This is a genomic window from Mesorhizobium sp. WSM4814, assembly GCF_055811595.1.
The window spans coordinates 63,171-89,864 of sequence record NZ_JBVVQT010000001.1 but is presented as its reverse complement, the minus strand read 5'-3'; the positions used below and the strand labels follow the sequence as shown (position 1 = coordinate 89,864).

26 protein-coding genes and 1 pseudogene are annotated in these 26,694 nt (G+C 62.3%); 12 read left to right on the top strand and 15 right to left on the bottom strand.

Translation table 11 applies throughout. The features are described from left to right. Positions 1-18: 18 nt before the first annotated feature. The 3 genes from AC0L2V_RS00385 to AC0L2V_RS00375 all read right to left on the bottom strand — a co-directional run bounded on the left by AC0L2V_RS00385 (position 19) and on the right by AC0L2V_RS00375 (position 2,055). Positions 19-567, bottom strand: a complete 549-nt coding sequence (locus AC0L2V_RS00385; RefSeq protein ID WP_473519137.1) for a dihydrofolate reductase family protein — start codon at positions 565-567, stop codon at positions 19-21. A 220-nt stretch (positions 568-787) separates the two neighbouring features. Then, entirely contained in the window at positions 788-1,714 is a 927-nt protein-coding gene (locus tag AC0L2V_RS00380) for an SRPBCC family protein (RefSeq protein ID WP_473519136.1), read from the bottom strand. Continuing rightward, a complete protein-coding gene (locus AC0L2V_RS00375; protein WP_128183512.1) occupies positions 1,711-2,055 on the bottom strand; it encodes an ArsR/SmtB family transcription factor in 345 nt (114 codons plus the stop codon). The genes AC0L2V_RS00380 and AC0L2V_RS00375 overlap by 4 nt, the downstream gene beginning before the upstream one ends. Before the next feature lie 408 nt (positions 2,056-2,463). On the opposite strand from AC0L2V_RS00375, the gene AC0L2V_RS00370 reads away from it, so the two are divergent. Beyond that, a complete protein-coding gene (locus AC0L2V_RS00370) occupies positions 2,464-4,107 on the top strand; it encodes an MFS transporter (RefSeq protein WP_473519135.1) in 1,644 nt (547 codons plus the stop codon). Between the two features lie 68 nt (positions 4,108-4,175). Here AC0L2V_RS00370 and AC0L2V_RS00365 read toward each other — a convergent pair whose 3' ends face one another. Beyond that, on the bottom strand, positions 4,176-5,177 hold the full coding sequence (locus AC0L2V_RS00365) for an NADP-dependent oxidoreductase (RefSeq protein WP_473519134.1): 1,002 nt from the start codon (positions 5,175-5,177) through the stop codon (positions 4,176-4,178). A gap of 108 nt (positions 5,178-5,285) precedes the next feature. On the opposite strand from AC0L2V_RS00365, the gene AC0L2V_RS00360 reads away from it, so the two are divergent. Beyond that, positions 5,286-5,888, top strand: a complete 603-nt coding sequence (locus tag AC0L2V_RS00360; RefSeq protein ID WP_473519133.1) for a TetR/AcrR family transcriptional regulator — start codon at positions 5,286-5,288, stop codon at positions 5,886-5,888. Positions 5,889-5,890: 2 nt separating this feature from the next. Next, positions 5,891-6,751 (top strand): alpha/beta fold hydrolase, encoded by an 861-nt coding sequence (locus AC0L2V_RS00355; protein ID WP_473519132.1) that lies wholly within the window; start codon positions 5,891-5,893, stop codon positions 6,749-6,751. A 193-nt stretch (positions 6,752-6,944) separates the two neighbouring features. Here AC0L2V_RS00355 and AC0L2V_RS00350 read toward each other — a convergent pair whose 3' ends face one another. Next, positions 6,945-8,366 carry a coiled-coil domain-containing protein gene (locus AC0L2V_RS00350; RefSeq protein WP_473519388.1) on the bottom strand — a complete coding sequence of 474 codons (1,422 nt, stop codon included), beginning with the start codon at positions 8,364-8,366 and terminating at the stop codon, positions 6,945-6,947. A 273-nt stretch (positions 8,367-8,639) separates the two neighbouring features. Continuing rightward, a pseudogene (locus AC0L2V_RS00345) lies at positions 8,640-9,742 on the bottom strand (TauD/TfdA family dioxygenase). Between the two features lie 482 nt (positions 9,743-10,224). On the opposite strand from AC0L2V_RS00345, the gene AC0L2V_RS00340 reads away from it, so the two are divergent. Then, positions 10,225-10,509 (top strand): SCP2 sterol-binding domain-containing protein, encoded by a 285-nt coding sequence (locus tag AC0L2V_RS00340; protein WP_473517363.1) that lies wholly within the window; start codon positions 10,225-10,227, stop codon positions 10,507-10,509. A gap of 62 nt (positions 10,510-10,571) precedes the next feature. Here AC0L2V_RS00340 and AC0L2V_RS00335 read toward each other — a convergent pair whose 3' ends face one another. Further along, positions 10,572-11,246 carry a GNAT family N-acetyltransferase gene (locus AC0L2V_RS00335; RefSeq protein ID WP_473519131.1) on the bottom strand — a complete coding sequence of 225 codons (675 nt, stop codon included), beginning with the start codon at positions 11,244-11,246 and terminating at the stop codon, positions 10,572-10,574. 157 nt (positions 11,247-11,403) lie between these two features. Then, positions 11,404-12,537, bottom strand: a complete 1,134-nt coding sequence (gene odc2 / locus AC0L2V_RS00330) for an ornithine/lysine decarboxylase (RefSeq protein WP_091594841.1) — start codon at positions 12,535-12,537, stop codon at positions 11,404-11,406. 544 nt (positions 12,538-13,081) lie between these two features. Between odc2 and AC0L2V_RS00325 the strand changes: the two genes are divergently transcribed. The 4 genes from AC0L2V_RS00325 (at position 13,082) to AC0L2V_RS00310 (ending at position 17,088) form a co-directional block, all read left to right on the top strand. After that, entirely contained in the window at positions 13,082-14,281 is a 1,200-nt protein-coding gene (locus tag AC0L2V_RS00325; protein ID WP_473519130.1) for an amidase, read from the top strand. A gap of 1 nt (position 14,282) precedes the next feature. Then, positions 14,283-15,182, top strand: a complete 900-nt coding sequence (locus AC0L2V_RS00320; protein WP_473519129.1) for a LysR family transcriptional regulator — start codon at positions 14,283-14,285, stop codon at positions 15,180-15,182. Between the two features lie 84 nt (positions 15,183-15,266). Further along, positions 15,267-15,935, top strand: coding sequence for a DUF1007 family protein (locus AC0L2V_RS00315; protein ID WP_473519128.1), 669 nt, complete (start codon positions 15,267-15,269; stop codon positions 15,933-15,935). A 4-nt stretch (positions 15,936-15,939) separates the two neighbouring features. Next, positions 15,940-17,088 (top strand): nickel/cobalt transporter, encoded by a 1,149-nt coding sequence (locus tag AC0L2V_RS00310; RefSeq protein ID WP_473519127.1) that lies wholly within the window; start codon positions 15,940-15,942, stop codon positions 17,086-17,088. 264 nt (positions 17,089-17,352) lie between these two features. Here the strand turns inward: AC0L2V_RS00310 and denD are convergent, their stop codons facing one another. The 4 genes from denD to AC0L2V_RS00290 all read right to left on the bottom strand — a co-directional run bounded on the left by denD (position 17,353) and on the right by AC0L2V_RS00290 (position 20,374). After that, entirely contained in the window at positions 17,353-18,324 is a 972-nt protein-coding gene (gene denD / locus AC0L2V_RS00305; RefSeq protein WP_473508141.1) for a D-erythronate dehydrogenase, read from the bottom strand. A 1-nt stretch (position 18,325) separates the two neighbouring features. Next, the gene (locus AC0L2V_RS00300; protein WP_027153224.1) at positions 18,326-18,532 is read right to left on the bottom strand and encodes a hypothetical protein; all 207 of its coding nucleotides are present in this window, start codon (positions 18,530-18,532) and stop codon (positions 18,326-18,328) included. A 63-nt stretch (positions 18,533-18,595) separates the two neighbouring features. Beyond that, a complete protein-coding gene (locus AC0L2V_RS00295; RefSeq protein ID WP_473519126.1) occupies positions 18,596-19,573 on the bottom strand; it encodes a cation diffusion facilitator family transporter in 978 nt (325 codons plus the stop codon). Between the two features lie 114 nt (positions 19,574-19,687). Next, entirely contained in the window at positions 19,688-20,374 is a 687-nt protein-coding gene (locus tag AC0L2V_RS00290; RefSeq protein ID WP_473519125.1) for a GNAT family N-acetyltransferase, read from the bottom strand. An 83-nt stretch (positions 20,375-20,457) separates the two neighbouring features. Here AC0L2V_RS00290 and AC0L2V_RS00285 point away from each other — a divergent pair, with 83 nt between their 5' ends. After that, positions 20,458-21,642, top strand: coding sequence for a pyridoxal phosphate-dependent aminotransferase (locus tag AC0L2V_RS00285; RefSeq protein WP_473519124.1), 1,185 nt, complete (start codon positions 20,458-20,460; stop codon positions 21,640-21,642). Positions 21,643-21,676: 34 nt separating this feature from the next. Next, complete coding sequence (locus AC0L2V_RS00280; protein WP_023798044.1) at positions 21,677-22,057, top strand: YciI family protein; 381 nt, start codon at positions 21,677-21,679, stop codon at positions 22,055-22,057. A gap of 192 nt (positions 22,058-22,249) precedes the next feature. Here the strand turns inward: AC0L2V_RS00280 and AC0L2V_RS00275 are convergent, their stop codons facing one another. From AC0L2V_RS00275 to trhO, 3 genes are all read right to left on the bottom strand, one after another. Further along, complete coding sequence (locus AC0L2V_RS00275) at positions 22,250-23,005, bottom strand: SDR family oxidoreductase (protein ID WP_091594856.1); 756 nt, start codon at positions 23,003-23,005, stop codon at positions 22,250-22,252. Between the two features lie 278 nt (positions 23,006-23,283). Next, entirely contained in the window at positions 23,284-24,036 is a 753-nt protein-coding gene (locus tag AC0L2V_RS00270; RefSeq protein ID WP_473508137.1) for a tellurite resistance TerB family protein, read from the bottom strand. Positions 24,037-24,283: 247 nt separating this feature from the next. Further along, complete coding sequence (gene trhO / locus AC0L2V_RS00265; protein WP_473519123.1) at positions 24,284-25,207, bottom strand: oxygen-dependent tRNA uridine(34) hydroxylase TrhO; 924 nt, start codon at positions 25,205-25,207, stop codon at positions 24,284-24,286. A 192-nt stretch (positions 25,208-25,399) separates the two neighbouring features. On the opposite strand from trhO, the gene AC0L2V_RS00260 reads away from it, so the two are divergent. Beyond that, complete coding sequence (locus tag AC0L2V_RS00260) at positions 25,400-26,038, top strand: 2-dehydro-3-deoxy-phosphogluconate aldolase (protein WP_473519122.1); 639 nt, start codon at positions 25,400-25,402, stop codon at positions 26,036-26,038. A gap of 233 nt (positions 26,039-26,271) precedes the next feature. Beyond that, positions 26,272-26,427, top strand: a complete 156-nt coding sequence (locus tag AC0L2V_RS00255) for a GIY-YIG nuclease family protein (protein WP_473519121.1) — start codon at positions 26,272-26,274, stop codon at positions 26,425-26,427. The last annotated feature ends 267 nt before the right edge of the window (positions 26,428-26,694 follow it).

Here is a 26,694-nt window from a genome sequence, read left to right as displayed (position 1 = left end):
TCCCCAGGCCCTCGATCGTCATTGTCTGCTCTCCGGCGCGTAATGGAGGATGACAACACCTGACTTGAGCGTCCTCGTCTCGAGATGCTTCAGGGGTATCCGATTCGGGCCGCCCTTGAAGAGCGGCGTGCCTCTCCCGAGAATGACGGGGTTGATGCCGAGGTGATACTCGTCGATCAGGCCATGCTCCATCAGGGTCGCCGTGAGGTCGGCGCTGCCGAACACGAAGATGTCTCCGCCGTCCCTGGTCTTCAGCTTGGAGATTTCTTCCGCGACATTGCCGTTGAAGAGCTTCGTATTGTTCCAGTCGGCGCTTTTCAGCGTGCGCGAGAAGACCACCTTCTCGATCTTGTTCATGAAATCTGCGATCCAGCCTTGCTCGAACGGCCAATAGGCCGCCATGAGCTCGTAGGTCACGCGGCCGAAGATCAGCGTGTCGGCCTTTTCCTGGGTCTTACGAATGTAGTCCTCGAGTTCTTCTTCGAAGACGAACCAGCTGATGTCCCTGTCAGGACCTTCGAAAAAGCCGTCGACGCTCACCATGTCCCATATGATCAGTTTTCTCATAGAACCCTCCTCTTCGTGTATCCCTTTGTGAATTCTCGGCCTATCCCGTGAAGCGGAAGCGCATGTTGGTGATCTGCCCCGCTTCCCGAGCCCTCGGTCTTCTCCAGCCTGATCGGCACCATGCCGTTCTGACTGAAGCGGCGGATGCCGACGAGGACAGGCGCGACATGGAGACCTCGTCGACAAGCCCTGATTCGGGCCGACGGGAAGTCGCAGCATTTCAGCGGGATGCGACGAAGCGTTCCAGTTTGCCGAGAGTTTGCAGTCCCAGTTCCACGGCACCGAAGCCCTTCGCCTCCTGGAACTCGGCAGCCGTGCTGAATACCATGCCCAGCGTCACCTTCGTTGCCCCGTCCTGATCCTCGAACGAGGCCCAGGCGTCGGCATGTTTCGGCCCGTTCTCGCCCCAATGCAGCGTATAGCCGATCCTCTCCTCGGGCCGGACCTCGTTATAGAGATGGTGGTTCGGGAAAACCGTGCCGTCAGACGCGATCATGTCGAATACCCACTCGCCGCCCGCTCGCAAGTCGATCCTCTTCGTTCGACAGGAGAAGCCTTCCGGCCCCCACCATTGCGGCAGCGTTTCACGGTTCATCCACGCGCCCCAGACGATGGACCGCGGCGCCTGAATCACCCGCTGCAGCACCATGGTTCGTTCGGCCGCGCCCGCGAGGTTGTCCAGACCGGCACCGAAGCCCGCCCGGTAGCCTGCTTCCATGTCCTGCGCCAGCGAGGAAAGTTGCACCGTCACGACCAGCCGGCTGCGCTCGTGCGTGCCTGAGAGATCTGCCGTCACCAGCGCTGCTGATTGCGTCACGCCTTCGCACGAGATCACCTCGTAGTTCACACTGCACAGCGCTGGCTGCAACACCAGCCAGCCATTCTCGCAGCGGATTTCCGGCTGGCCCTCTACCTTGCAGAGCGAGATCTCGCGACCACCCACCCTGGTGTCGGCCTCCAAAAACTCCACGGTAACCGAGGGTGATGGCGCAGCCCAGATCGCCCGCGCGGCTGGGGCCGTCCATGCCTCCCACAGCACGGCCAATGGCGCGGCCACGTCTCGTTCGAAGGTCAGCGTCGCAAAACGGCCCTTCCTATCATCGGGCACCGCACGGGACGCACTGTTTGTAGCGAGGTTCTGTGTCATTCTGCGCGCTCCTTCTTCATCACGTTCATCACAAATGCGTCCAACCGGTCGAGCCGAGCTTCCCAGATGGCCCGCTGTTCATCGAGCCATGTCCGCGCTGGATCCAGAGCCTCGGGTACGATGGCGCAGGTGCGTATGCGCCCGTCCTTGGACGTGGTGATCAACCCTGCCTCCTCCAGCACGGAAAGGTGCCGCATCACCGTGGGCAGCCGCAGTCCCGTCGGCCCAGCCAGATCCGTTACCCGCGCAGGTGTTTCGGCGAGCCGGGTCAGGATCGACCGGCGGGTCGGATCAGCGAGCGCGTGGAAGAGCAGCGAGAGATCAGGATCATGCTTAGCCATATCGCTAACTATCGCCCAATTTGCCGGTGGCGCAAGCAAAAACTTCGTCAAGTCGCTAAGTATTTTTTGCGCAACGCGCCGAGTTGTTGGAGCAGGCGGATTCTGTTGCTGGCTTGCTGGAGAAAGTCGTTCACAGCGATGCTCGCACAGGCCGATGCCTTCAGTCGAAGACAAAATCCTGAAGCCGCCAGTCCGCTTCCCGGACGGAAGGTCGGACACCTCACCGAAGCGCTTCACGCGGCCTGCAAGAATGGCCACCGACCTGTCGCAGCCACGGCTATCTTGTTGTTGGACCATGATCTTCTTTGAAAAGGCGTTCGCCCTCTGCGAGGTCTTGCTCTACTTCTAGGGACGGCATGAGGGCACCGATTCTGGAAGAACGCAGCATTTGAAATCGGGGAAGCATCGATGATCGACGACGAGCCGGACAGCGAACGCGTCTCGGCGCTGGCGCCGTTCCGACACGGCATTTTCCGCGCCGTATGGTCCGCCAGTCTGGTTTCGAATTTCGGTGGCTTGATCCAGGGCGTCGGCGCCGCCTGGATGATGACCACGATCGCCACCTCGTCCTATCAGGTTGCGCTGGTCCAGGCTTCGACCACCTTGCCGATCATGCTGTTTGCGCTCGTTGCCGGGGCCATCGCCGACAGCTTCAACCGGCGCAAGGTCATGCTGATTGCCCAGATCTTCATGCTGGTCGTCTCGGTTCTGCTGGCCGTGTTCACCTATCTTGGCTTGATGACGCCGTGGACGCTGCTCGCCTTCGCCTTCCTGATCAACAGCGGCACGGCGCTTTACAACCCGTCATGGCAAGCTTCTGTCGGCGACATGGTGCCGCGCGCCAAGCTGCCGGCTGCCGTCGCGCTCAATTCGTTGGGCTTCAACCTAACGCGCAGCGTCGGCCCGGCGATCGGCGGCATCATCGTTGCCGCCGCAGGTGCCGCAGCGGCCTTTGCCGCCAACGCATTGAGCTATGTCGGGCTGATCATCGTGCTGGCCCGCTGGAAGCCGGACCTGCCGGCCTCGACACTGCCGCGCGAGACGCTTGGCGCGGCGATGGGTGCCGGCCTGCGTTACGTCGCCATGTCGCCCAATATCGGCAAGGTGCTGGTCAGGGGTGCGGCCTTCGGCTTCAGCGCCGGCGCGGTCCTGGCGCTGCTGCCGCTGGTGGCGCGCGACGTCGTCAAGGGCGATGCCTTGACCTACGGCATCATGCTAGGTGCTTTCGGTATCGGTGCCGTCGGCGGCGCGCTGATCAGCGTCCGGCTGCGGCAGATCCTGTCGAGCGAGACGATGGTGCGCATGGCATTCGCCGGCTTTGCGCTCTGCGCCTTCAATGCCGCCGTCAGCGACCAGGCTTGGCAAACGTCGCTCGGGCTGCTCATCGGCGGCGCCTGCTGGGTGATCGCGCTGGCGCATTTCAACGTTACCGTGCAGATGTCAACACCGCGCTGGGTGGTCGGCCGGGTGCTCTCGGTCTATCAGACGGCGACCTTCGGCGGAATCGCCCTCGGCAGCTGGATCTGGGGTGTTGTCGCTGATGCGCAAGGCGCCGAATTCGCTCTGACCGCGGCCGCCGTCACGATGCTGGCGGGCGGCGCGATCGGCCTGTTGCTGCCCTTGCCGCAGCAGGCAGTGCTCAACCTCGATCCGCTGAACCGTTTTAAGGAGCCGCATCTTGCGCTCGACCTGAAACTGCGCAGCGGGCCGATCGCCATCATGATCGAGTACATCATCCGCGAGGCGGACGTGCCGGAATTCCTGGCCACCATGGCCGAACGCGGCCGCATCCGCCGCCGCGACGGCGCCCGCAACTGGACGCTGGCCCGCGATCTCGAAAATCCCGCAATATGGATCGAGCACTATCACACGCCGACATGGCTCGAATACATCCGCCACAACAAGCGGGCCACTCATGCCGACGCCGTTGTCGGCGAGCGCCTGCGGGCGCTGCACAGCGGCGACGAGCCGCCGCGCGTCCGCCGCATGATCGAGCGTCCGACAACCGCCGGCACCGCGATCGTCATGCCGAAAGGACCAATCGAGCATTAGGTTGGCGGAAGCCCTGTCGGAGGAAGCACGCGCAAGCTCATTCGCTTGTGCCGCGTTGCGCCGAGAAGCTATTTGACCTTGATGATGACCTTGCCCTTGGCCCGGCCCTGTTCAATGTATGCCAATGCCTCGTTGGTCTGCTCAAGCGGAAAGACGCGATCTATAACCGGGCGGATGACGCCCGTTTCGATGAGCGACGTGATTTTTGCCAACTGCTCGCCATTGGCCGCCATGAACAGGAACGAGTATCGGACATCTGTGCGTTTCGCCCGTCGCCTGATGCCTGCGCTCAAAACGCGCATGACCAGGTTCAGCACCCAGTTCAGCCCTTTCTCCCTGGCAAACCCAGGATCGGGCGGACCGGAGATCGAAACCGCGACGCCACCTGGCTTCAACACACGCAGGGACTTTTCGAGGGTCTTGTTGTCCTGGCTATTCAGGACGACATCGTAGCCCGAAAGGACTTTCTCGAAGTCATCCTTCTTGTAGTCGACAATGACATCGGCGCCCAGCTTCCTGACCATATCCATGTTCGAGGCGCTTGTTGTCGTGGCGACCGTCGCGCCGAGGTGCTTTGCCAATTGGATGGCGAATGTTCCCACTCCGCCGGAGCCGGCCTGAATAAAAACCTTTCGTCCTTTCTTCAGGCTCGCTCTTTCGACCAGCGCCTGCCAGGCAGTCAGCCCCACCAGGGGAATCGACGCAGCCTCTTCCATGCTGAGGTTTTTTGGCTTCAGCGCCACGTCCGCATCATCAATCGCGATGTACTCGGCGAAAGCCCCGATCCGACCGTCGCGCGGTCGCGCATAGACCTCGTCGCCCGGTTTGAACTGTCGGACCTTCGAGCCGACGCGAATGACCGTTCCAGCCACGTCATGGCCTGCAACGAAAGGCCGGCGATAGGGCAGGATGAGCTTGAACTCTCCATCCCTGATCTTGGAGTCCAGCAGATTGACGCTGGCGGCATGGATCTGCACCAGCACGTCCTTCTCCCCGACTTCCGGCTCCGGAACGTCTCGGAGCCGCAGGGGAGCGTTCTTTGCGTATCGATCGATGATGAAGGCCTTCATGGCAGCTTTCCCAAATTGAGGGACCCGGTGTGACGCGCCCCTATTGCATTACGCCCATTTACTGATATTATGATCATAATGCAATAGCTGACCGAAGGAGAAAGCAACATGCGCTACGAGAAGGGCAGGAAGGACGCATCGCGGCAGCGGATCATGGATGTGGCGACCGAACGGTTTCGCTCCGACGGCATCGCTTCATCAGGTATCGCCGGCATCATGGGCGAGGCGGGACTGACCAATGGAGCTTTCTATCCGCATTTTCCATCCAAGGCGGCGCTCGTGCGTGAGAGCGTGGCGGCGGCCCTGGAGATTCAGGCGACCCAGATTCAGGAGGCGGTGGCTGCCGGTGGCCTGCCAATGGCCATCGACGCGTATCTGTCGGCGGAACACCGAGACAATCCAGGCCACGGTTGCGCTTCAGCCGCGCTGTTGCCCGAAATTGCGCGTGAGCCGGTCGAGACGCGCCAGGTTTACGCCGAGCACCTGCTCAAGCTCGTACGTCCAGTGGCGGCCGAACTGACACCCGACGCCCGCGACCCCGAAGATGTCGCGTTCGGCGTCTTCGCGACCCTGATCGGCACGCTTGAGCTATCGCGCGCGGTGAACGGGACCGAACTATCCGATCGGATCCTTGCGGCTGGCGCGGTGGCGGCGAAGGCGCTGCTCCAGCCCCGCGACAACGACAAGCCGGAAGAAAGGAAACCATCATGAACGTGCATCATCTGTCGCGACCTGCCGCGATCGTCAAACACAGGGACGTGCCGACGAAAACGGTCGACGTCGGCGGTACGAAATTCGCCTACCGGGAGCTCGGGCCCACAACCGGGGTACCGGTGATCTTCCTTACTCATCTGAGTGCGGTACTCGACAATTGGGATCCCCGGGTCGTCGATGGCATTGCCGCAAAACGGCACGTTATCACCTTCGATAACCGTGGCGTTGGCGCATCAGGCGGGTCCACTCCCAACACGGTGGAGGCGATGGCCCGTGACGCGATCGCCTTCATCCGGGCCCTCGGCTTCGAGCAGGTCGATCTGCTCGGCCTATCTCTTGGCGGCTTCATCGCCCAGGCGATTGTTCAGCTGGAGCCTGATCTGGTTCGCAAGATCATCCTCGCGGGAACCGGCCCAGCCGGGGGTACCGGCATCGACAGGGTGACATCAGTCACCATCTTCGACATGATCCGCGCCGCGCTGACCATCAGGGACCCAAAGAACTACCTCTTCTTCACCCAAAGCCCCAACGGCAAGAAGGCGGCGCGCGCGTTTCTGCAGCGCTTGAAGGAACGGACCAATGACCGCGACAAGCCCATCGCCCTCGGCGCTTTCAGCCAGCAGCTCAAGGCAGTCCGTGCCTTTGGCCTTGAGCGCCCTGCCGACCTATCGCGTGTCCGGCACCCGGTGCTCGTGGTGAATGGCGATCACGACAGAATGGTGCCCACCAGCAATTCCGTCGACCTGGCACGGCGCTTTCCCAATGCCGAGCTGGTCCTGTACGAGGACGGCGGGCATACGGCCATTTTCCAGTATCACGGCGCCTTCGTGGAAAAGGCCCTGGACTTTCTCGAGGCCTAATCCGGCCGTGCCGGTGTGGCCAGTTGGTCGGCAAATGACGCTTCGATCCATGCGCTAACCTGACGGGCAACACCGTACACTAGATCGGGGAAGCCCTGAGGAAGGAAGCGCACGCAAGCTAATTCGCCGAATCTGCGTTGCTTCGACAACGGACCTTCAGTCTGTTCCCGTAAAGCCAAGTGACACCCGTGCGTCAGGATGCGGCGCGCAGGCTCGTACGGACGCGCCGCCTGCTTGTGGCGCGGGACTTCTCCGCCACGACACCGGTGATCTCGACCACGCCGTTCTCATGCGGTTTGGCGTTTGTGACCTTGTGGAGACGCTCATAGGGCAACAGTTCCTTGACCCGGGCGTCGAGCACCGCGACTTCGGCTCGCAGGTCTTCGCATTCCTGCCTCTGGACATCGAGTTGTATCTGTTCGGATGCCTGCTGCAGGGAAAGCTGCGAAAAATTCGCGCTCACGGTCGAGAGGTGCATCTTGTCGTTTTCGTTCTCCTTTCTGAGAACCGACAACCTTTCCTCCGCAATTTGCTTTTCGGCGACAGCGTCGCTCCATTGAGCCTTGAGTTTGGCGATCTCGCTCGCGGCTTGATTGTTCTCGTTCGAGGCGACTTCAAATCGTGATTGGAGGTTGCGAATTTCAGAACGCAGGCCGCCGATCTCAGCGAAACTACGCGCACGCTCGGCTTCCCTGTCACCTTCCATGATACGGGCCGCTTCCGTCATTTCCGACAGCTTCGCTTGCGCGATATCGAGCGATTTCTGCAGCCGCATCTCCTCTTGTTCGCTCTTGCCGAGCGCAGACAGCAGTTCCGAAAGTCGCGCCGCGTCACTGGCATGAATCGTCGAGAGCTCGTCCAGCCGGTGCCGCGCCTCAGCTTCCCGCTTCAGCGCCTTGTCGAAGTCGATCGACAGGCTGACATGCTTTTCCCGCAATATCTCGTTCTCGCGCGCGCATCGGTTGGCCTCGGCCGTTCTGGCCGAAAGCGTTTTGACGAGGTCGCCGAACTCCGCTTCGCGTTCTGCGCTCGCATTGCCTGCCACGACGAGTTCCAGCTTTGCTGCAGCCAGCGCACTGCGAAGTGCCTCCTTGTCCTCGGCCAGGCTTATCTCGCGCTGCTGCAGGGCCTCGACGGCGCTTTCGCGCTCGCGCTGCTTTCTGGTCGCATCGTGGAACTGCTCCGATAGCACTCTTTGCTGCGTGGTCAGGCTGCCATTTGCCAGTTCCAGTTCGTTTGCGCGAAGAATGTCCCCGTGCAGCAGCTTCAGGAATTCGCCTGTCAGGTGATGCGAGGTCGTGATCTCCGACAGTTTCGTGTTGATCTCCTGCAGATACTCGCGCGCATCGTCAAACAGCCCCTCAACGGCATCTAGCGCAGCCAGGCGGGTTTGTGTGTGGGAGGTCAGCCGCCGTGCGATCTCGGGAGCGTCGGCATCGTCCTCGGGCTGAGAGTTGTCATTCCTTGCCGCGAGATTCTCATCCAGAACGTTGTCCAACGGCGATTGGTCGTCCAGGTTGAGACACTCATCGAACGCATCCGCCAAATCGGCTTCGAGTTCCTTGAATGCCCTGTCCACCGTCTCGGCACGCTTGATCAGACTTCTTATTTTCATGACTGAACATCCCCTACTGTAACGCCATCTGGGGTCTTGATCCTCGCCTCCCGGATACGGGTTCATCCCCTTCCCCCTGATCGCGCGGTGGCGCATGAGGCGAGCCCACGCTAGGGACAGGCTTGGCCACTGTCCTCGTCTGTTTGAATGATGCAAACCTTGTAACTGCCCTGATTGCCGCCGGCTTTCGGGCAAACAACCACCGTCGGAACGTCCGCCGGAGGCCTTGCACCGACAGCAACTGACCGTACGTCAGCGATCATCGTCGTGCCGCTATCGGGAGAGGACGCGAATGCGGCTCTGAAACTCACCCCGATCGACATAGCATCCCCGCAGATGTCTCAGCCCCGTATTTGGGTTGAACGATTGGCGGCCGTGAAGCACCCGGCGATTATCGAAGACCGCCATTTCGCCGGCTTGAGGCGGTAGGCTATTTGAAAACGCGAGCTGCGGATCATCATCATCAGCTTGCGATAAGCCGCATAGAAGGGGGTGCATATCTCGGAGGGAAGGTCGATGACATCGACAAGATGGGCGTTGAACCGCAACTCTGTCACGTCTCCATTGCGTCGAGTTACGATCACAGGAAACCGACCGCGCAGATCGTAGTTTTCGTCGTGAAAACGATAGGGGATATCGACCTCGCACAAGAGACGGTATGCTTCCGGATCTTCCGCCTGTAATGCGGCCACAACCGCAAACCCGTCGGCAAAGACCGATCCACCGCCCTCAGCATCATTCGCGATACAATGCAGGAATTGATAGCCGGGCGGCACCTCCTGGTTCGCGAGATCGGTGTGTAACGGCAAGGCGACAGGGGTGTAGGCCAAGTTGTTCGGGTTCGGCATCGACACGACTTCGAACATAGTGCCGAAATTTGTCTGGCGCAGGAAACCTACCCGATCGGCCGCACGCCGCCCGGCGTCGGGATCATCGCCAAGCCCCTCGACGATGGAGAGCCCGTATGCAGCCGTCGCCCTCAGCCAGGCAAGCAGATCGGCATCGCTTTGAAAAAGGCCCCCGGCAGAGTAGCGCGGTATGGTTTCAAGATCGATCGAGCCGTCCCAGAGTTTCGGAGCGATCTCGGCCGGATCGTCCCGCTTTCTGCCTGGGCGGTAGGATTCAAAGAAATGGCCCGGGATTTCCTCCTCAGCCAGGCCGTTCGGCCAGACAATGCTCACAGCGCCGCGTCTGTCCTGGACGTTGAGGGGTCTGAGCGAGGCGTCAACATTGGTCAGGTCGAATATTCGTTCTTGGGTCTGTGGGTGAAACGCCGATGGCGCATTATCCTTTAGCCAAAGCCAGGGATAGCAGACTGTTTCGCCTGACGAGAACGTCACGGCAAGCTCGGTCTCCCGGGCTTCCACGGAAAGCATGGTATTCATGATTGTGTCTCTGAACACGAAATTAAATCTTCAGATTGGATCGGGCCCGCAAGCCATCAACCCAGAGGTGGTGGCCACCACAAGCTCGGCTTCCCATAACGATGGGATCCGGGTTTTCTGTTCGGTTCTTCGAGCACTCGATCTCCAGGTTAAACCTGGCTCCAGCTGAAATCTGGTGCACACAGCGATGGTAGCGGTCATTTGCCGGCGGTGTCCAGCTAAATGCAATGGGATCGCCATCCCCCTCTGGGCTGCCCTCGCCGACAACCCAGCTTCACTGCGGCGATAAAACCATCATCATATCGGGAACCGCGTTGACGTAAACGTCAACCCGAAGCTATATGCGCCGGCGACCTTGATCGCGAAATGCGCAAGACGGCGACTTCGGGCCGGATCAAAGTGCCCCAGACCGAAGTGCCCCAGACCGAAGTGCAATGGGGTGCGACAAACGCAACGAGACGAGGAGAACGGCCATGGGCGTTCAGGAAATTGCCGACAAGATCAGCGCGCGCGTGGCGAGTGCCGGGTTCGATCGTTCCGTGAAATTCGACACCGGAGGCGACGGCGTCATCGTCATCGACGGCGCTCAAGTCTCGACCACCGACGCGCCGGCCGACTGCACGATAAAGCTTTCGCTCGACGATCTGGAATCGCTGATATCAGGCGATCTCAACCCGACCATGGCGTTCATGTCCGGCAAGATAAAGGTCGAAGGCGACATGAGCGTCGCCATGGCGCTGAGCCAGTTGATCGGCTGACCCATTCCAATCCTGGATGGAAACAAGCCGCCGCCCGATGGCAGCGGCTTGTTTCCGATCCGTCAGGCAGCGAGCGACAGCCGCTGTGCCTTCAGCTTGCGCCCGGCCGCCTTCAGCGTGCCCTGCGCGCCGGCGAGCACGCCTTCCACCAGCTCCAGCGCCAGCAGGCGGTGCCGCTCATAAGGTCCCGGCATGGCCAGCGAGCCGGTTTTATCGGCCGAGAACCCGAAGCGCTCATAATAGGGCGCATCGCCGACCAGCAGGATCGCCGCATGGCCGAGGCGCGCCGCTTCAGCGATTGCAAGGCGCATCAGCGCCGAGCCGATGCCGGCATTCTTGATTGTGGGATCGACGGCGAGCGGGCCAAGCAGAAGGGCGGACCTACCGCCCTCGCCCAGCACGACATCCCACAGCCGCACGGTGCCGGTGACAGCGCCCGACGCGTCGCGTGCGACAAAGGCCAGGCCTTCCGAAGGCCGGCGGCCGCGCCGCAGCTTTTCCGACGATTTTCTCCGGCGCTTCGGCCCCATGGCGCGATCGAGCAAGGCCTCGCGCGCCGGGACGTCGGCAGCGGTTTCGGCGGTGATGACGAAAGCGCTGGCAATCTCCCCCCCCGAGGGGGAGATGTCGCCAAAGGCGACAGAGGGGGTCGGCACGTCCTGACGCGACACCCTGTCGTGGGCGAAGGACGTCGGCGCTTCACGCGAGACGACCCCCTCTGGCCACTTCGTGGCCATCTCCCCCTCAAGGGGGGAGATTCCGCGCGCGGCGCCATCAACGATGAAATCCACAATTTCCATTTCCGCGATCCTTCACGAGCGGATTGTTCCACAGGCGAGCCCGGGCGGGCGACAGGCGCCCGCGCCGGATGATCTGACCGGCTCTTGCGAGCCGTCAGATCACGTAGGATCGGAGGGGCTCGAAGCCGTTGAAGGCGACCGAGGCGTAGGTCGTCGTGTAGGCGCCGGTGCCCTCGATCAGCACCTCGTCGCCGATGGTCAGCGACAGGGGCAGCGGATACGGCGTCTTCTCGTACATCACGTCGGCCGAATCGCAGGTCGGGCCGGCGAGCACGCATGGCGCGGTCTCGGTGCCGTCATGCGCGGTGACGATCGGGTAGCGGATCGCCTCGTCCATCGTCTCGGCGAGACCGCCGAACTTGCCGATGTCGAGGAAGACCCAGCGGACATTGTCGTTGTCGGCCTTCTTCGAGATCAGCACGACTTCCGACTTGATGACGCCGGCATTGCCGACCATGCCGCGGCCCGGTTCGATGATGGTCTCGGGAATCGCGTTGCCGAAATGCTTGCGCAGCGCCGAGAAGATCGCCTGGCCATAGGCCTGTGCCACCGGCACGTCCCTGAGGTAACGGGTCGGGAAACCGCCGCCCATATTGACCATCTTGAGCACAATGCCTTCGTCAGCGAGCGTAGCGAACACCTTTTTGGCGTCGCCGAGCGCGCGGTCCCAGGCGGTCAGGTCGGTCTGCTGCGAGCCGACATGGAACGACACGCCATAGGCGTCCAGCCCGAGCGCCCTCGCGTGGCGCAGCACGTCGACCGCCATCGCCGGCACGCAGCCGAACTTGCGCGACAGCGGCCATTCGGCGCCTTCGCCGTCGGTCAGCACGCGGCAGAACACACGGGCGCCGGGTGCAACGCGGGCGATCTTCTCGACCTCCTCGACGCAGTCCACCGCGAACAACCGGATGCCGAGTTGATAGGCGCGCTGGATGTCGCGCTCCTTCTTGATGGTGTTGCCGAAGGAGATGCGGTCCGCCGGCGCGCCGGCGTCCATCGCCATCTCGACTTCGGCAACGGAAGCTGTGTCGAAGGACGAGCCCATCGCAGCAAGCAGGCGCAGGATTTCCGGCGCCGGATTTGCTTTCACCGCATAGTAGATTTTCGAATCGGGAAGCGCCTTCTCGAAGGCGCGGAAATTGTCGCGCACGACATCGAGATCGACGACGAGGCAAGGGCCGTTCGGACGTCGGGTGGCGAGGAAGTCAAGGATGCGCTGGGTAGCCATCGGGGTCTCTCCATAGCGCCTTTCGGCGCGCACAAAGGCTGCGGGACACGGGTCATCGACCTCGCGAACACGCGGTGGACAAAGGCGGGACGTCAATCCATGGAACCAGCCGGTGGAGACCCCGGAACCATGAAGCGCCGTCTCGCGGCGGTGAACCTTGGCCTTGCCCGGCCTCGGTTCGCTTTGTCTGCCTTGGCTTGGATTGGGAGAACCCGTTCCGCACTGCCGGCAATGAAGGTGTGCCTCTTCAGTAACCCCGGTCTTTGGACGACCGGCAGAACACCAGAAAGGCCCGCACCGTCGTTGCTTCAAGGTGTCCTCGGTCTGGCGGTTGGCCGCTAAACCGACTGGAGGGGTTAGCTCCAGTTACCTTACCGATATCCCTCACCATTTTGAGGATCGGCGGACACCCACAGGCACGTGCGACTTTGGGCAAGCGCGATATAAGGTCGATGGACTTCACAATCAATAAAAATCGTACGCCAGGTTGTAAAATTCCTGGCGTCGAACAATGTTGCAACAACTGTATCCGGATATCGAACGCATGGCAGGCACTCGCGGCCCTCTGAACGCTTTTCTCGACCTCGATGATATACCTGTATCCAATGCGCAGTCCGGCCCGCTTGCCGGCCTGCGACTGGCCGTCAAGGATATTTACGACGTCGCCGGCTACCGCACCGGCTGCGGCAATCCGCAAAAATACCAGCAGGCTTCACCCGCCTCGGCGACGGCGCCGGCCGTCCAGGCGCTGCTTGATTCGGGCGCGCGCTTCGTCGGCAAGACGCAGACCGACGAACTGGCCTTCTCGCTGATGGGGCTGAACGCGCATTTCCCGTCGCCGGTCAATCCGGCAGCACCTGATCGCGTCACCGGCGGCTCGTCCTCCGGTTCCGCCGCCACGGTCGCCGGCGGGCTGGCCGACATCGCCGCCGGATCCGATACCGGCGGCTCGATTCGCGCCCCGGCAAGCTTTTGTGGGCTGATCGGCCTGAGGACCACGCATGGCGGCATCTCGCTCGAAGGCGCCATGTCGCTGGCCCCTTCACTGGATACGTTCGGCTGGTTCGCCAGGGACACGGCCACCTATGAAAAGGTCGGCGCGGTGCTGCTCGGCGACGATCTGCACAACCAAGAATTGCAGCGCCCCCTCGCGCTGGATGCGCTGGACGGGCTCGTGCTCGGCTCGCGGGAAGCTAACGAGTATCGCGCCATGGTCCGCGCTGTCGCATCGGTGCTGGGCGCACCGCGCACCGTTGCCCCGCTGTCGCATTCCACCGACGATCTCTATTGGTGCTTCCGCAAACTGCAGGGGTACGAGGCGTGGCAAAATCATGGTGCCTGGATCGCCGGCGGCGATCGGATGCTCGGCCCCGGCGTTAAGGAGCGCTTCGAGCATGGCGCAGCCATCGACGCGGCAACCGCGCAATTCGAAACGGAACGTCGCGTTTCGTTTCGTCTTGAGCTTGCCGACCTGCTTGGCGAGGACGGTGTCCTTGTGCTGCCGACCGCTCCAGGTGCCGCCCCGCTCAAGGCCGCCTCATTCGACGATTTGCAGACCTATCGCGAACGCGCGCTGAGACTGTTGTGTCTTTCCGGTCTGTCCGGCTTTCCGCAGATCACCCTGCCGCTGGGCCTGGTTGACGGCGCCCCGTTCGGCCTCTCGCTGCTCGGACCGAAAAACAGCGACCGGCAGCTGATGGCGCTCGCCGCGCGCATCCTTTCAGCCCAGCAAAGGAGCGCATGACATGGATACACTGACCCGCATGCGCGCCTTCATCGACGTCGTCGAGGCCGAAGGATTTTCGGCGGCGGCGCGCAAGATCGGCCGCTCCAAGGCGCTGCTGTCGAAATATGTGCGCGAGTTGGAGGACGAGCTCGGCGCGCTGCTGCTCAACCGCACCACCAGGCAGTTCTCGCTGACCGAGGCCGGCCACACCTATTACCGCCGCGCCTCGGAGATCGTCCGCGAGGTCGACAGCCTGGCCGATGCGGTGCGCGAATCCTCTGGCGACGTGCGCGGCAGGATCAAGCTGTCGGCGCCGCGCACCTTTGCCGACGCGCCGATCGGCCTATCGTTGATTGACTTCGCCAAGCAGCATCCCGACATCGTGCTCGACATTCATCTCGATGACCGCTTCGTCGATCTGGTCGAGGAAGGCTTCGATCTCGCCGTGCGCATTTCGCGGCTGGAAAGCTCCTCGCTGATCGCCAGGCGCCTGGCGCCGTTCTCGGTGCGGCTGTGCGCATCACCCGAGCTGATCGCCAGGCACGGCATGCCGACGCGGCCGCAGGACCTTGGCCGCATGCCCTGCATCATCGACACCAATGGCCGCTGGCTGACCAACTGGCCGTTCAAGGGCGACAGCGGCGACACGGTGACTGTTTCGGTCTCCGGTCCGATCGAGGTCAACAGTCCGATGGCGGCAAGGGCGGCGGCCGTGGCAGGATTGGGATTTTCCATCCTGCCGGATTTCATCGCAGCGCCCGATATCGAAAGTGGCCGGCTGGTGACCGTGCTGGATGACCGCATCCTGCCGGGTGGCGGCATTTTCGCCGTCTATCCGCACCGGCGCTATTTGCCTGCGAAAGTTCGCGTCTTTGTCGATTTCCTGGTGCAGTGGTTCAAGACGATTGACAATGCATGAGCTTTTGGCCGCCCGGGGTCCCATTTTCGCCCGCTTTCTGGTAACTCTCGACAGTCACCGAAGTCGATGGAATCACCACCCAGAATGAACCTGAAGCGGCAAGCAATCATGATGGCTTCGGCCATGGCGGCGACTTTTGCCACGGTCGGGCCAGCCGACGTGCATCCCCACGTCTTCGCCGAGGCTCGCCTCGAAGTGATCCTCAGCCCGGATCACCAAAGCGTGAAGGCCTTGCGTCATGTCTGGCGCTTCGACGATTTGTTTTCGAGCACGGTGATGATGGAGTTCGACAAGAATTCCGACCTGAAGCTTGACGACAAGGAGCTGAAGGAAGTCGCCGACACCGTCCACGCTTCGCTGGCGGAGTTCAATTACTTCCAGCTCGTCACCGTCGACGGCAAGGATGAGGCGATGAGCCCGCCGCCGCAGCTGATGGCGAATTTCGACAACGACCAGCTCATTATCCTGTTCGAATCCGAACCCAAGGCGCCAACCAGGCTGGCCGGCAAGATCGATATCGGCGTCTATGACCCGACCTTCTACACGGCGATCGATTTCACCGAGGATGCCAATATGCAGGTCGCCGAATTGCCGTCGACATGCACGAGCAAGGTCGTTCGTCCGAACCCCGACGAGGCGATCGCCGCGAACCAGAAGAACCTGACGGACGCCTTCTTCAATGATCCGACAGGCACCGATATGAGCAAGATATTTGCGACCAAGCTTGAACTGAACTGTCAGGCAAAAGGATAATCCGGTGACGAAACCGTCCCTGCGTTTGGCTTTCGGCCTTTTGGCCGCCGCCCTTGTCATGACGCACGTCCTCGGCTCAGCCCACGCCCAGAGCTCGCTCGGCATCGGCACCAATGACGGGATGGCTCCCACCACCGGCCCGTTCGCCCAGATCCTGATGTGGATCAATCTGCGTCAGCAGGAATTCTACCGCGCGCTTGCCGGTGCGATGAAGGCGATGCGTGAGGACGGCAGCAAGCTGTGGCTGCTTATCGGCCTGTCCTTCGCCTACGGTATTTTCCATGCCGCCGGCCCCGGTCACGGTAAGGCGGTGATCTCGTCCTACATGGTCGCGAACGAAGTCGCGCTCAGGCGCGGCATCATGCTGTCCTTCGTCTCGGCCCTGTTGCAGGCGGTGACGGCGATCCTGGTGATGATGCTCGCCTACTTCGTCCTGCGCGGCACCACCATATCGATGACCGACGCGGCATGGTTCCTCGAAGTCACGAGTTTTGTCTTTGTCACCCTGTTCGGCGCCTGGCTTTTGTGGCGCAAGGCCGGCCCTGCCATCCTTCGCCTGTTCGGTGCGAACCCTGCCTATAGCCTTTCGGCGGCCCATGCCGGCCATTCGCAAACAGGCCATCCTGCACATGCGCATTCGGTGCATGCGCTTCACGCACATGGCCATGACGGCCACGATAACCAGGATCATGGCGCACACGACCATCACCATGACCATGGCGCACACGACCATGGCCATGGCGGGCACCATCACCATGCGGCGGGCGAAGTCTGCGAGACATGCGGACATTCACACGCGCCCGACCCGGCGCTGCTTTCCGGCGACCGCTTCGACTGGCGCACTGCCTGGTCGGCGGTGGCTGCGGTCGGCATCCGGCCGTGTTCGGGCGCGCTGATCGTGCTGAGCTTTGCCGCGCTCAACGGGCTGTGGTTCGGCGGCATTCTGTCGGTGCTGGCGATGGCACTCGGCACCGCGATCACCGTCTCGATCCTGGCGACGCTGGCGGTGACGGCCAAGAACTGGGCGGTGTATTTCGCTGGCGACGGCCGCATGGGCAACCGCATCCATTCAATCGTCGAGATCGGCGGCGCCGCCTTCGTCTTTTTGTTCGGGTTGCTGTTGTTGTCGGCGAGCCTGACTGGTGGTGGATAGCGCCTCGATCAGACGGGCAAAACTGTTGGTGTTGGCGCCGCCCCTCATCGCCCTGCCGGGCACTTCTCCCCGTATAGTGACGGGGAGGAGGGCGCCTTCGCAGAGGATTTCGCCAATATCCAGCGCTGCAAAAAAGCGCCGAGGGTGCGGCCAGCCCCCTTCTCCCCGTCACTATACGGGGAGAAGGTGCCGGCAGGCGGATGAGGGGCGGCGCCGAGGTCGACAATTGGCGTAGTACTGGAAAGACCCGAATATCAACGCAAATTAAAACTTCCCGTCCAACTCGTCCTCGATATGCGCGCGGATGATGTCGTCGAAGCTGGTTTCGGCGGCAAAGCCAAGCTCCCTCGACCGCCGCGCCTCGAACCGCGTCGGCCAGCCCTTGACGATCGCCCAGATCGTATCGTCAGGCTCCTCGCGGATCAGTTTCACCGCCTTGGCGCCGGCAATGCGTTCCAGGGCCTCGATCTGCTCGCCGACCGTGACGGCGACGCCGGGCATCGTCAGATTGCGGCGCGGCCCGACGGCGTCGCCGTCGATCGCTGCTGCGTGGATCAGAAAATTCACCGCCGAGCGCGGGCTGGCGTGGGTGTGTACGACAGAGCGCGGTACCGGCAATATTGCTTCCTGGCCGTTCAACGGCTCGCGGATGATGCCGGAGAAAAAGCCTGAAGCCGCCTTGTTGGGCTTGCCCGGCCTGACGCAGATGGTCGGCAGCCTGATGCCGATGCCATCGAAGAAGCCGCGCCGCGTATAATCGGCGAGCAGCGCTTCTCCCATCAGCTTCTGCGTGCCGTAGGAGGTCAATGGCGTCGGGTGGAATTCGTCTGATATAATGTCCGGAAACGGTGCGCCGAACACGGCGATCGACGAGGTGAAGACGACGCGCGGCGCAAACCCCGCCAGTCTTATGGCATCGAACAGCGCCCTTGTGCCGTCGAGATTGACGCGATAGCCGAGATCGAAATTGGCCTCCGCCTCGCCCGACACGACGCCGGCGAGATGAAAGATCACGTCTGGGCGCGACGCGACCAGCCGTTCCATCGCGCTCGCCGCGGCGAGATCGCCTGTATGGATGGTGACGTCGACGCCATCCAGTGTCGGCGCCTGCGGCGGCACGATGTCGTGAAGGTCGAGCGCGGCGACCTTCCGGCCGCTGAGCGTTCCATCCTTCGCCAGCCGGGCGATGAGCTTGCGGCCGACCATGCCTGCCGCGCCGGTAATCAAAACACGCATATCAATGATCCTTTTTGCGCTGGCTGCGGCCACGCAACCAAAACACGACGAAAATGGCCACCATGAAGACAGCCGCAATAATAGCGGCAAGAATGGTCGAGACGCGGCCGACCGCCAGCATCACGGTTGGCAAATAGTAGGCGGCGATGCCGAACAGCAGCAGCACCCACAGTGCGCCGATCGCCGCATTGCGCGTGTCACGATCCATCACGCGGCCCTGACACGGCGGGGATTCATCAACTTCGTTACCAATGCCTTGGAACTCCTGGGATCAGTGATAGTGGCGATGATGCGGAGGCGCATCATGCGCGTGGTCGTGCTCGCCATCGTGCTTATCATCGGCGCAATGGCCGAATTCCGGTTCTACGGTGGCGTGGGCAATGCCATGCGCGGCGAGCCGCTTCTTGATGGCGCTGACCGCTTTGTGGGCATCGACGCCATCGTTGAGGCAAGCATGCAAGGTCGCCATGTTGCTTGACCCGTCAAGCGACCAGACATGCATGTGATGCACCTCGCGCACGCCGTTCACCGTCCCTTCTATGTCCCTGGCGATCAGGTCGCGATCGAGGCTCGCCGGCACGCCTTCGAGCAGGACATGGGCCGCTTCGCGCATCAGCGACCAAGCGGTGGACAGGATCAGCAGCGAGACAAGGACGGACAGGATCGGATCGATAGGCGTCCAGCCGGTCGTCATGATGATCAGCGCAGCGATGATCGCCGCCGCCGAGCCAAGCAGATCGCCGAGCACGTGCAGGATGGCACCGCGCATGTTCAGGCTGCCGCGGTCGCCGCCATGCAGCACGAAGAAGCAGCCGATATTGACCAGCAGGCCGGCGATCGCAACGGCCAGCATCGGCCCGCCGAGCACGGGCGCAGGCGTCAGCAGGCGTTCCCAGGCCTCATAGAGGATCCAGAGCGCAATGGCGAAGATGGCGATGCCGTTGGTATAGGCGACCAGCGTCTTGACCCGGCCGAAACCGTAGGTGAGGCGAACCGTGGCCGGCCGGCCGGCCAGATGAAAAGCATACCAGGCAAGCCCGAGCGCGATACAGTCGGCGAGCATGTGGCCGGCATCCGCCAGCAGCGCCAGCGATCCGGTGACGAGACCGCCAAGCGCTTCCACGACCATGAAGCCGGCGGTCAGGCAGGCTGCGATCATGACCCGTTTCTTGTCGGTCGAGCCATGCACATGATCGGCGCCGTGGCTGCGGTCATGCCCTTGCGAACCATGGTCGTGGGTATGCGCCACCTGCGAACTCCTGTTAGAGCCTGATCCATCCCGGCAGAATCGGGATGGAGGCTCTGTGTTCCTGTTTGACCATGATCTTGCCCGAAAACCGGCTTCCACGTTTCGGGGTCATGGTCAGGCGCCGAACTCGGCGCGGAAATCCTCGAGCCGTCGCTTCTGCTGGCCTTCGCCGTCGAAATTGCCCGGATCGAGCCATGCCTCATAGGCTCTGCGCAGTGCCGGCCACTCCTTGTCGATGATCGAGTACCACGCGGTATCGCGGTTTTCGCCCTTGACCACAAGATGCTGGCGGAAAATGCCCTCGAACTTGAAGCCGAAACGCTCCGCCGCGCGCTTCGACGGCTCGTTGCGGTTGTTGCATTTCCATTCGTAGCGGCGATAGCCAAGCTCGTCGAAGATGTATTTCATGAACAGGAATTGCGCTTCCGTCGCCGCCGGCTTGCGCGAGATCAGCGGACCCCAATAGATGTTGCCGATCTCGATCACGCCATAGGCAGGGTCGATGCGCATCAGCGTCTGGCGTCCGGCGACCTTGCCGCTGGCCTTGTCGATGACGGTGAAGAACAGTGGGTCCTCGCTGGCTTCGGCCTTGTCCAGCCACGGCTGGAAGGCGGCGCGGGTCTGCGGCGGATAATCGGGCAGCCAAGCGAAGCGGCCGTCGACATCAGGCACCGACGACGCCTCGAACAGGCCGTCGCCATGGTTTTCGGAACTCAGCGGCTCAAGCCTGACAGTGCGCCCCTCCAGCACCTTGCGCTCCGGCCGCGGGCGCGGTTGCCAATTCTTGAGATTTTCCGACACCCAAAGCTCCAATCCGTTTGACTTTTGCGAAAGGACGCTCACAAAAACGCTCGCTCGGTGAAAGAACCACAGGGACGGGAAAAATGCTCCACACGATTTCGGCCTTCGATCGTCTCGGCGAGGAAAACGCCTTTGCGGTGCTGGCTCGTGCCACCGCGCTCGCCCATCAGGGCCGCGATATCGTCAATCTCGGCATCGGCCAGCCCGACTTCAAGACGCCGCAGCACATCGTCGAGGCCGCGATCAAGGCGCTGCGTGACGGCCACCACGGCTATACGCCGGCCAACGGCCTGCTGGCGACACGCGAGGCGGTGGTGCGCCGCACGCTGACCACAACCGGCGTCGAGGTGTCGCCCGAGGCGGTGATGATCCTGCCCGGCGGCAAGCCGACCATGTTCGCCGCTATCCTGATGTTCGGCGAACCGGGCGCCGAGATCCTCTATCCCGATCCCGGCTTTCCCATCTATCGCTCGATGATCGAGTTCACCGGTGCTGCGCCGATACCGGTGCCGATGCGCGAGGAGAACGGCTTTGCCTTCTCGGCGCAGGAGACGCTGGCGCTGATCACGCCGAAGACCAGGCTGCTCATCCTCAACTCGCCGGCCAACCCGACCGGCGGGGTCACCCCGCGCGCCGAGATCGAGAAGCTGGTCAAGGGGCTGGAAGCGCACCCGGACGTCGCCATCCTCTCCGACGAGATCTACGACGTGATGACCTATGACGGCGAGACGCACTTCTCGCTGCTCAATTTCCCCGAAATCCGCGACCGACTGATCGTGCTCAACGGCTGGTCGAAGACCTGGGCGATGACCGGCTGGCGCATGGGCTGGTCGATCTGGCCGAACGGCGACAAGGGCGCCCACCTCTACGACAAGGTGCGCAAGCTGGCGGTCAATTGCTGGTCCTGTGTCAATGCGCCGAGTCAGTATGCCGGCATCGCGGCCATCGACGGTCCGCAGGACGACGTCGACAAGATGATGCGCGCCTTCGACCGCCGCAGGAAGCTCGTGGTCGAAGGGCTGAACGCTTTGCCGGGCGTTTCCTGCATCACGCCGAAAGGCGCTTTCTATGCCTTCCCTAATGTCTCAAAAACTGGTTGGAAGGCCAAGAAACTCGCCTCGGCTTTGCTTGAGGATACCGGCGTGGCGCTGATCGGCGGACCTGATTTCGGCGTTCTCGGTGAAGGCTATATCAGGCTGTCCTACGCCAATTCCGAAGAGAACATCCTGCGCGCGCTGGAACGGATCAAGGCGTTTCTGGGCAAGTGAGGGCGGGTACGCGACCGACGAAAGGAGATGTCAGATGTTCTATGCCATCCTTGCCTATCACGTGGAAGAAGTGATCACGGCGCTGACGCCGGAGGAGGACGCGGCGCTGATGGCCGACCTGCTCAATATCCACGAACGGCTTTACCGGGATGGCAGCCTCGGCCCGGCGGCGCGGCTCGGGGCGACCCAAGACGCGTGCACCTTGCGCGGGCCAGGCGCCGGAATGGTCATTGACGGACCCTTCGCCGAGACCAAGGAGCAATTGTTGGGACTATACGTCGTCGACTGCGCCACGCGCGACGCCGCGATCGCGATTGCGCGCGACTTTCGCCGTGTCAATCCGACGGCCGTCTACGAAATCCGCCCTATTTCGTTATATCTTCCGGGCGTGCCGCTTTCGGTGACGCAGTCCTAAAGCGCATCGCGTTTGAAGGATGCGACGCGCTTTAGTTCTTGTTTTATGCATGTCGTTATCGCAAAACCGCTGCGCACTTTTGCGCGACATGCATTAGCCAAAATTGAACGCCGTCCGGCCGGGTCCGCCCGGCGTTCGCCGGCCTTTCATCGTGCCAGTGGCACGATGAATTCGCTGACGCGAACCGGCCGCTCACCCTCGCCCGACATACGGCATCTTCGTCGCCATCACGGTCATGAACAGCACGTTGGCGTCGAGCGGCAGGCTGGCCATATGGAGGACGGCATTGGCGACCTGCTGGACATCCATCACCGCTTCGGCGGCGATGGAGCCATTGGCTTGCGGTACTCCGACCGTCATCGCCTGCGCCATGTCGGTCAAGGCGTTGCCGATGTCGATCTGGCCGCAGGCGATGTCATAGGGCCGGCCGTCCAGCGCCAGCGTCTTGGTCAGCCCGGTAATGGCGTGCTTGGTCGCGGTATAGGGCACTGAGCCCGGACGCGGCGCATAGGCAGACACCGAGCCGTTGTTGATGATGCGGCCGCCCATCGGCTGCTGCCTGCGCATGGCGCCGAAGGCGGCGCGGGCGCACAGGAACGAGCCGGTGAGATTGACCCCGACAATTTCGTTCCACACCTCGACGGGGATCTCGTCGATCAATGTCGACTTGTAGCCCGTGCCGGCATTGTTGAAGAGCAGGTCGACACGACCGAAAGCCGCCGCCACCGTCTCGAACAGATCGTCGACCTGGTCGGCCTTGCTGATGTCGCAGGCGACCGCCAGCGCCTTGGCTTGTGTCGATCCGGCATCAGCGATTGCCTTGTTCAGCACCGGCTTGCGGCGTCCGCAGAACACCGTATTCCAGCCGGCCCTGAGCAGCGCCGTGGCGACGGCTTTGCCGATGCCCGTGCCGGCGCCAGTGACGATGGCTGTTTTGTAGTCTGTCATAACTGTCCTCCTATAGCGCCGCATGCCCGCGAGGACGCTATAGCACCATGATTTTGAGCAATTTTGAATTTGCGCATGATCGCCTGCAAAAATCGATTCCGATTTCGGCTCATGCGCTAACCGGCTCTGACGAAAAGGGCGGCCATTGGCGGCCGCCCTGATCTGAACCGGCTGGGAGGAGGAAAGCCGATCCGACTGCTTAAAATCATGCGCTTCCTGGGTAAACGAGAGATTAACGCGAAAGCACGCCGGATTGCCGCTCTCCGCGGCCCTGAAGCCTACCAGCGCGAATTGACGGTTGCCTTGCCCGATCCCGGCACCTCTGGCGCCGGCACTTTTGCCGCCGACACCGTCGCCTCGACATGGTCGAGCAGTGCATCGGGCAAGCTGAGGCGGCCGGCGAGCAGATCGAGATAGCCGCGTTCGGCACGTGTATTCGGATCGATGGCGAGGCGCGAGGCGGTGTAGAGCTCGAGCTTCTGGGCGTCGGTTTGGGCGCCGGCGACCAGCGTATCCAGGTCGAGCGGCCTTTCCAGTTCCGACAACAGGAATTTCTCCGCGTCGGCGTCGATGCCCGCGAGGCTGAGCTTGCCGGCGATCTTTTGCCGTTCGTCGTCATCGATATGGCCGTCGGCCTTCGCCGCCGAAATCATCGCGCGCACCAGCGTCAGGGTGAATTCGTCCTCGCCTTGCGGCGCCTGCGAGGGATGAAAGCTGGTGTCGGCGGGCGGCGGCAGCAATTCCGGTTCACCGGCAACTTGCGTTTCAGCCGGGGCCTTGCCGTTCTTGTAGTTCTGGTAGGCCTTGTAGGCGAGGCCGCCGACGACGGCCAGGCCGCCGAGCTTCACCGCCGTGCCGGCGACCTGACGGCCAGCGCCGGTTCCGAGCAGCACCGCGGCCAGCGCGCCAGCGGCCAGCGGATTGTCCTTAGCCATCTGCACCGCCTGACCCCCTTTGTCGCGCACGGTCGACCCGGTTCCGGGAATTTGCGAGCCGAGCAGATCGTTGAGGAGCTTCTTGGGATCGAACATCAATGCCTCCAGAATTGGCCGGCCGAAAGCGCCGGGCAGGTTTTCGGACGTTGAACAGGTAGGCCCCGCATATGGACATTACAATGACGGATGGGTGCTTTGCCGGTGATGGCACAAACGAGATGATGTCAGGATCTGCCTTGTCCAGCGCGTTGGGCCGAAAATCGGAATCGATTTTCGGAAGGCACGATTTATGGATTCAAAATGTTAGAGCGTACTTTGTGCGTCCAAGCGGACGCACGTCGCTTTAACGTCCGATGTGCGGAGCCCTGCCTTGCGCTTGCGCCAGCTCGACCTGGCGTTGACGCTCGGCGTAGCGGGCGCGATCCTCGTCGGAACGGGCATCGTAGCAATGCGGGCATGAGATACCGGCGGCGTATGTCGACGACAGCAGGTCCTGCCCGGTCAGCGGATGCCGGCAGGCGCGGCAAAGTTCGGCCTCACCCTCGATCAAGCCGTGCGACACCGAGACGCGTTCGTCGAAGACGAAGCACTCGCCCTGCCAGAGGCTTTGCTCGGCAGGCACCTCTTCGAGATATTTCAGGATACCGCCCTTGAGATGGAACACATCCTCGAAGCCGAGCGACTTCACATAGGCCGTTGCCTTCTCGCAGCGTATGCCGCCGGTGCAGAACATGGCCACCTTGCGGCCGACGAGCTCGGCCCGATGCTGCTCGACCCAGGCCGGGAATTCGCGAAAGCTCGTTGTCGCGGGGTCGACCGCTCCCTTGAACGTACCGATCGATACTTCGTAGGCGTTGCGCGTGTCGATGACGATCGTGTCCACATCCGATATCAGCGCATTCCAGTCGGCCGGTGCGACATAGGTGCCGGCGCTTGCCGCCGGATCGAGATCCCCAACACCCATGGTGACGATCTCGCGCTTCAGCCGCACCTTCATGCGGTGAAACGGCATCTGCGCGGCGCGGCTGTATTTGACCTCGAGACCGGCGAGACCTTCGATGGATTCGAGATGATCGATGAGCGCGGCTATGTCAGCTTCGCTGCCGGCGACCGTGCCGTTGATGCCCTCATGCGCCAGCAGCAGCGTGCCCTTGATACCGCGTCCGCAGCAAAAGGCGGCGAGCGGCACGCGCAACGCCTCGAAGTCGTCGAGCCGGGCAAACCTGTAGAGCGCGGCAACGCGCACGGCTTGATTGGGCAGTGTCATCGCCGAAGCCACTAAACGCTCATGAAAGCCGATTCAAGGCCGCTGCGCGGAGCAGCTTCTCCTTTGGTGGCCTTGACGGCCGGTCTGACGGACTTGCCGGCAGTGCGTGACATCGCGACACGCCTCGCTTCGTGGACAGAAAACCGGCCTTCTGCTAACCGATTGAACGGATCAATACCGGAGAGACGACAAATGCCCAGCAAGACCGAAAAGCTCCTGTCGCTCCTCAACGGCCAACCGGTTATCCCGGTGCTGAAGATCGCCAATCTCGCCGATGCCGTGCCGCTGGCGCGCGCGCTGGCGCGCGGCGGCCTGCCGGCGATCGAGATCACGTTGCGGACCGCTGATGCGCTGGAGGCGATCCGGCTCGTGGCAAGCGAGGTCGAGGACGCCATCGTGGGCGCCGGCACCATTCTGGACATCAGCCAGTTCGACGCGGCGGCGGCAGCCGGATCGAAGTTCATCGTCAGCCCCGGCATCACCCGCGAGCTTCTGGCGGTGGCGAAGGACAGCGACGTTCCGTTGCTGCCCGGCGCCATCACGCCCGGTGAGATCATGGCCGCCCGCGAGGCAGGCCTGCGCTTCCTGAAATTCTTCCCGGCAGAACAGTCGGGCGGCATCGCCTCGCTCAAGGCATTCGCCTCGCCGCTCGCCGATGTCCAATTCTGCCCGACCGGCGGCATCACCGACAAGAACGCCAGCGACTATCTGAGCCTGCCCAACGTCATCTGCGTCGGCGGCTCCTGGGTGGCGCCGGACGATTTGGTCAAGGCCGGCAAATGGGACGAAATCGAAGCCCTGGCGCGCGCCGCGAGCAAGCTCGGGCGATAGTTCGTCTGCACAGAGGATTTGGTTCTTTGACTGAGCCTGAAGGAGGCGTGATGGTTCCCGCCGACCGATCTCCTCCTGCCAATCTCGAGGGTTTGCGATTAGCCATAAGCCACCACGTCTTCGTCATCCTAGGGCAAGCAAGGAGCGAAGCGACGCGGCGCAGACCCTGGGATCCATTCCGTGACATCAGCCGAAGAATGCAACGGCCCAGAACGGCGCCTGCATCCGCAACGGTGGCAGTTACCCTTCCAGGCACGATCTACATCGGCGTCACCAACGATCTCGGCCGCCGCATGCCGGAGCACAAATCCGGCGAAGGCTCGCGCTTCACCAGCCGCTACGGCGTGCGGCGCCTGGTCGTGACGCCATCCAGCGCGAAAAATCGCTGAAGCGTTGGGCGCGCCACTGGAAGATCGAGCTGATCGAGAAGACCAATCCAGAATGGTTTGAGCTTTCGCGGAACGGAGTGGCAGCGTTCGGTTCTGAACCGTTGCATTCTTCGGCTGGCGTAACAGCATGGATCCCAGGGTCTGCGCCGCGTCGCTTCGCTCCTTGCTTCGCCCTGGGATGACGAAGTGGAAGGATGGTTCGGCCAATCCTAGACATGCATAAAAAAAGCCGCCCAGGTTACCGGCGCGGCTTTTTTGTTGGTTGGT

Excerpts from the sequence above, each read along its gene's own strand:
- trhO (WP_473519123.1), bottom strand. The coding sequence starts at position 25,207 with ATGACACTGCCCAATCAAGCCGTGCGCGTTGCCGCGCTCTACAGGTTT.
- AC0L2V_RS00320 (WP_473519129.1), top strand. The coding sequence starts at position 14,283 with ATGGATACACTGACCCGCATGCGCGCCTTCATCGACGTCGTCGAGGCC.
- AC0L2V_RS00335 (WP_473519131.1), bottom strand. The coding sequence starts at position 11,246 with ATGGCCACGAAGTGGCCAGAGGGGGTCGTCTCGCGTGAAGCGCCGACG.
- AC0L2V_RS00285 (WP_473519124.1), top strand. The coding sequence starts at position 20,458 with ATGCTCCACACGATTTCGGCCTTCGATCGTCTCGGCGAGGAAAACGCC.
- AC0L2V_RS00375 (WP_128183512.1), bottom strand. The coding sequence starts at position 2,055 with ATGGCTAAGCATGATCCTGATCTCTCGCTGCTCTTCCACGCGCTCGCT.
- AC0L2V_RS00315 (WP_473519128.1), top strand. The coding sequence starts at position 15,267 with ATGAACCTGAAGCGGCAAGCAATCATGATGGCTTCGGCCATGGCGGCG.
- AC0L2V_RS00370 (WP_473519135.1), top strand. The coding sequence starts at position 2,464 with ATGATCGACGACGAGCCGGACAGCGAACGCGTCTCGGCGCTGGCGCCG.
- AC0L2V_RS00280 (WP_023798044.1), top strand. The coding sequence starts at position 21,677 with ATGTTCTATGCCATCCTTGCCTATCACGTGGAAGAAGTGATCACGGCG.
- AC0L2V_RS00300 (WP_027153224.1), bottom strand. The coding sequence starts at position 18,532 with ATGGATCGTGACACGCGCAATGCGGCGATCGGCGCACTGTGGGTGCTG.
- AC0L2V_RS00325 (WP_473519130.1), top strand. The coding sequence starts at position 13,082 with ATGGCAGGCACTCGCGGCCCTCTGAACGCTTTTCTCGACCTCGATGAT.
- odc2 (WP_091594841.1), bottom strand. The coding sequence starts at position 12,537 with ATGGCTACCCAGCGCATCCTTGACTTCCTCGCCACCCGACGTCCGAAC.
- AC0L2V_RS00270 (WP_473508137.1), bottom strand. The coding sequence starts at position 24,036 with ATGTTCGATCCCAAGAAGCTCCTCAACGATCTGCTCGGCTCGCAAATT.
- AC0L2V_RS00350 (WP_473519388.1), bottom strand. The coding sequence starts at position 8,366 with ATGAAAATAAGAAGTCTGATCAAGCGTGCCGAGACGGTGGACAGGGCA.
- AC0L2V_RS00380 (WP_473519136.1), bottom strand. The coding sequence starts at position 1,714 with ATGACACAGAACCTCGCTACAAACAGTGCGTCCCGTGCGGTGCCCGAT.
- AC0L2V_RS00275 (WP_091594856.1), bottom strand. The coding sequence starts at position 23,005 with ATGACAGACTACAAAACAGCCATCGTCACTGGCGCCGGCACGGGCATC.
- AC0L2V_RS00365 (WP_473519134.1), bottom strand. The coding sequence starts at position 5,177 with ATGAAGGCCTTCATCATCGATCGATACGCAAAGAACGCTCCCCTGCGG.
- AC0L2V_RS00260 (WP_473519122.1), top strand. The coding sequence starts at position 25,400 with ATGCCCAGCAAGACCGAAAAGCTCCTGTCGCTCCTCAACGGCCAACCG.
- AC0L2V_RS00360 (WP_473519133.1), top strand. The coding sequence starts at position 5,286 with ATGCGCTACGAGAAGGGCAGGAAGGACGCATCGCGGCAGCGGATCATG.
- AC0L2V_RS00340 (WP_473517363.1), top strand. The coding sequence starts at position 10,225 with ATGGGCGTTCAGGAAATTGCCGACAAGATCAGCGCGCGCGTGGCGAGT.
- AC0L2V_RS00385 (WP_473519137.1), bottom strand. The coding sequence starts at position 567 with ATGAGAAAACTGATCATATGGGACATGGTGAGCGTCGACGGCTTTTTC.
- denD (WP_473508141.1), bottom strand. The coding sequence starts at position 18,324 with ATGCGTGTTTTGATTACCGGCGCGGCAGGCATGGTCGGCCGCAAGCTC.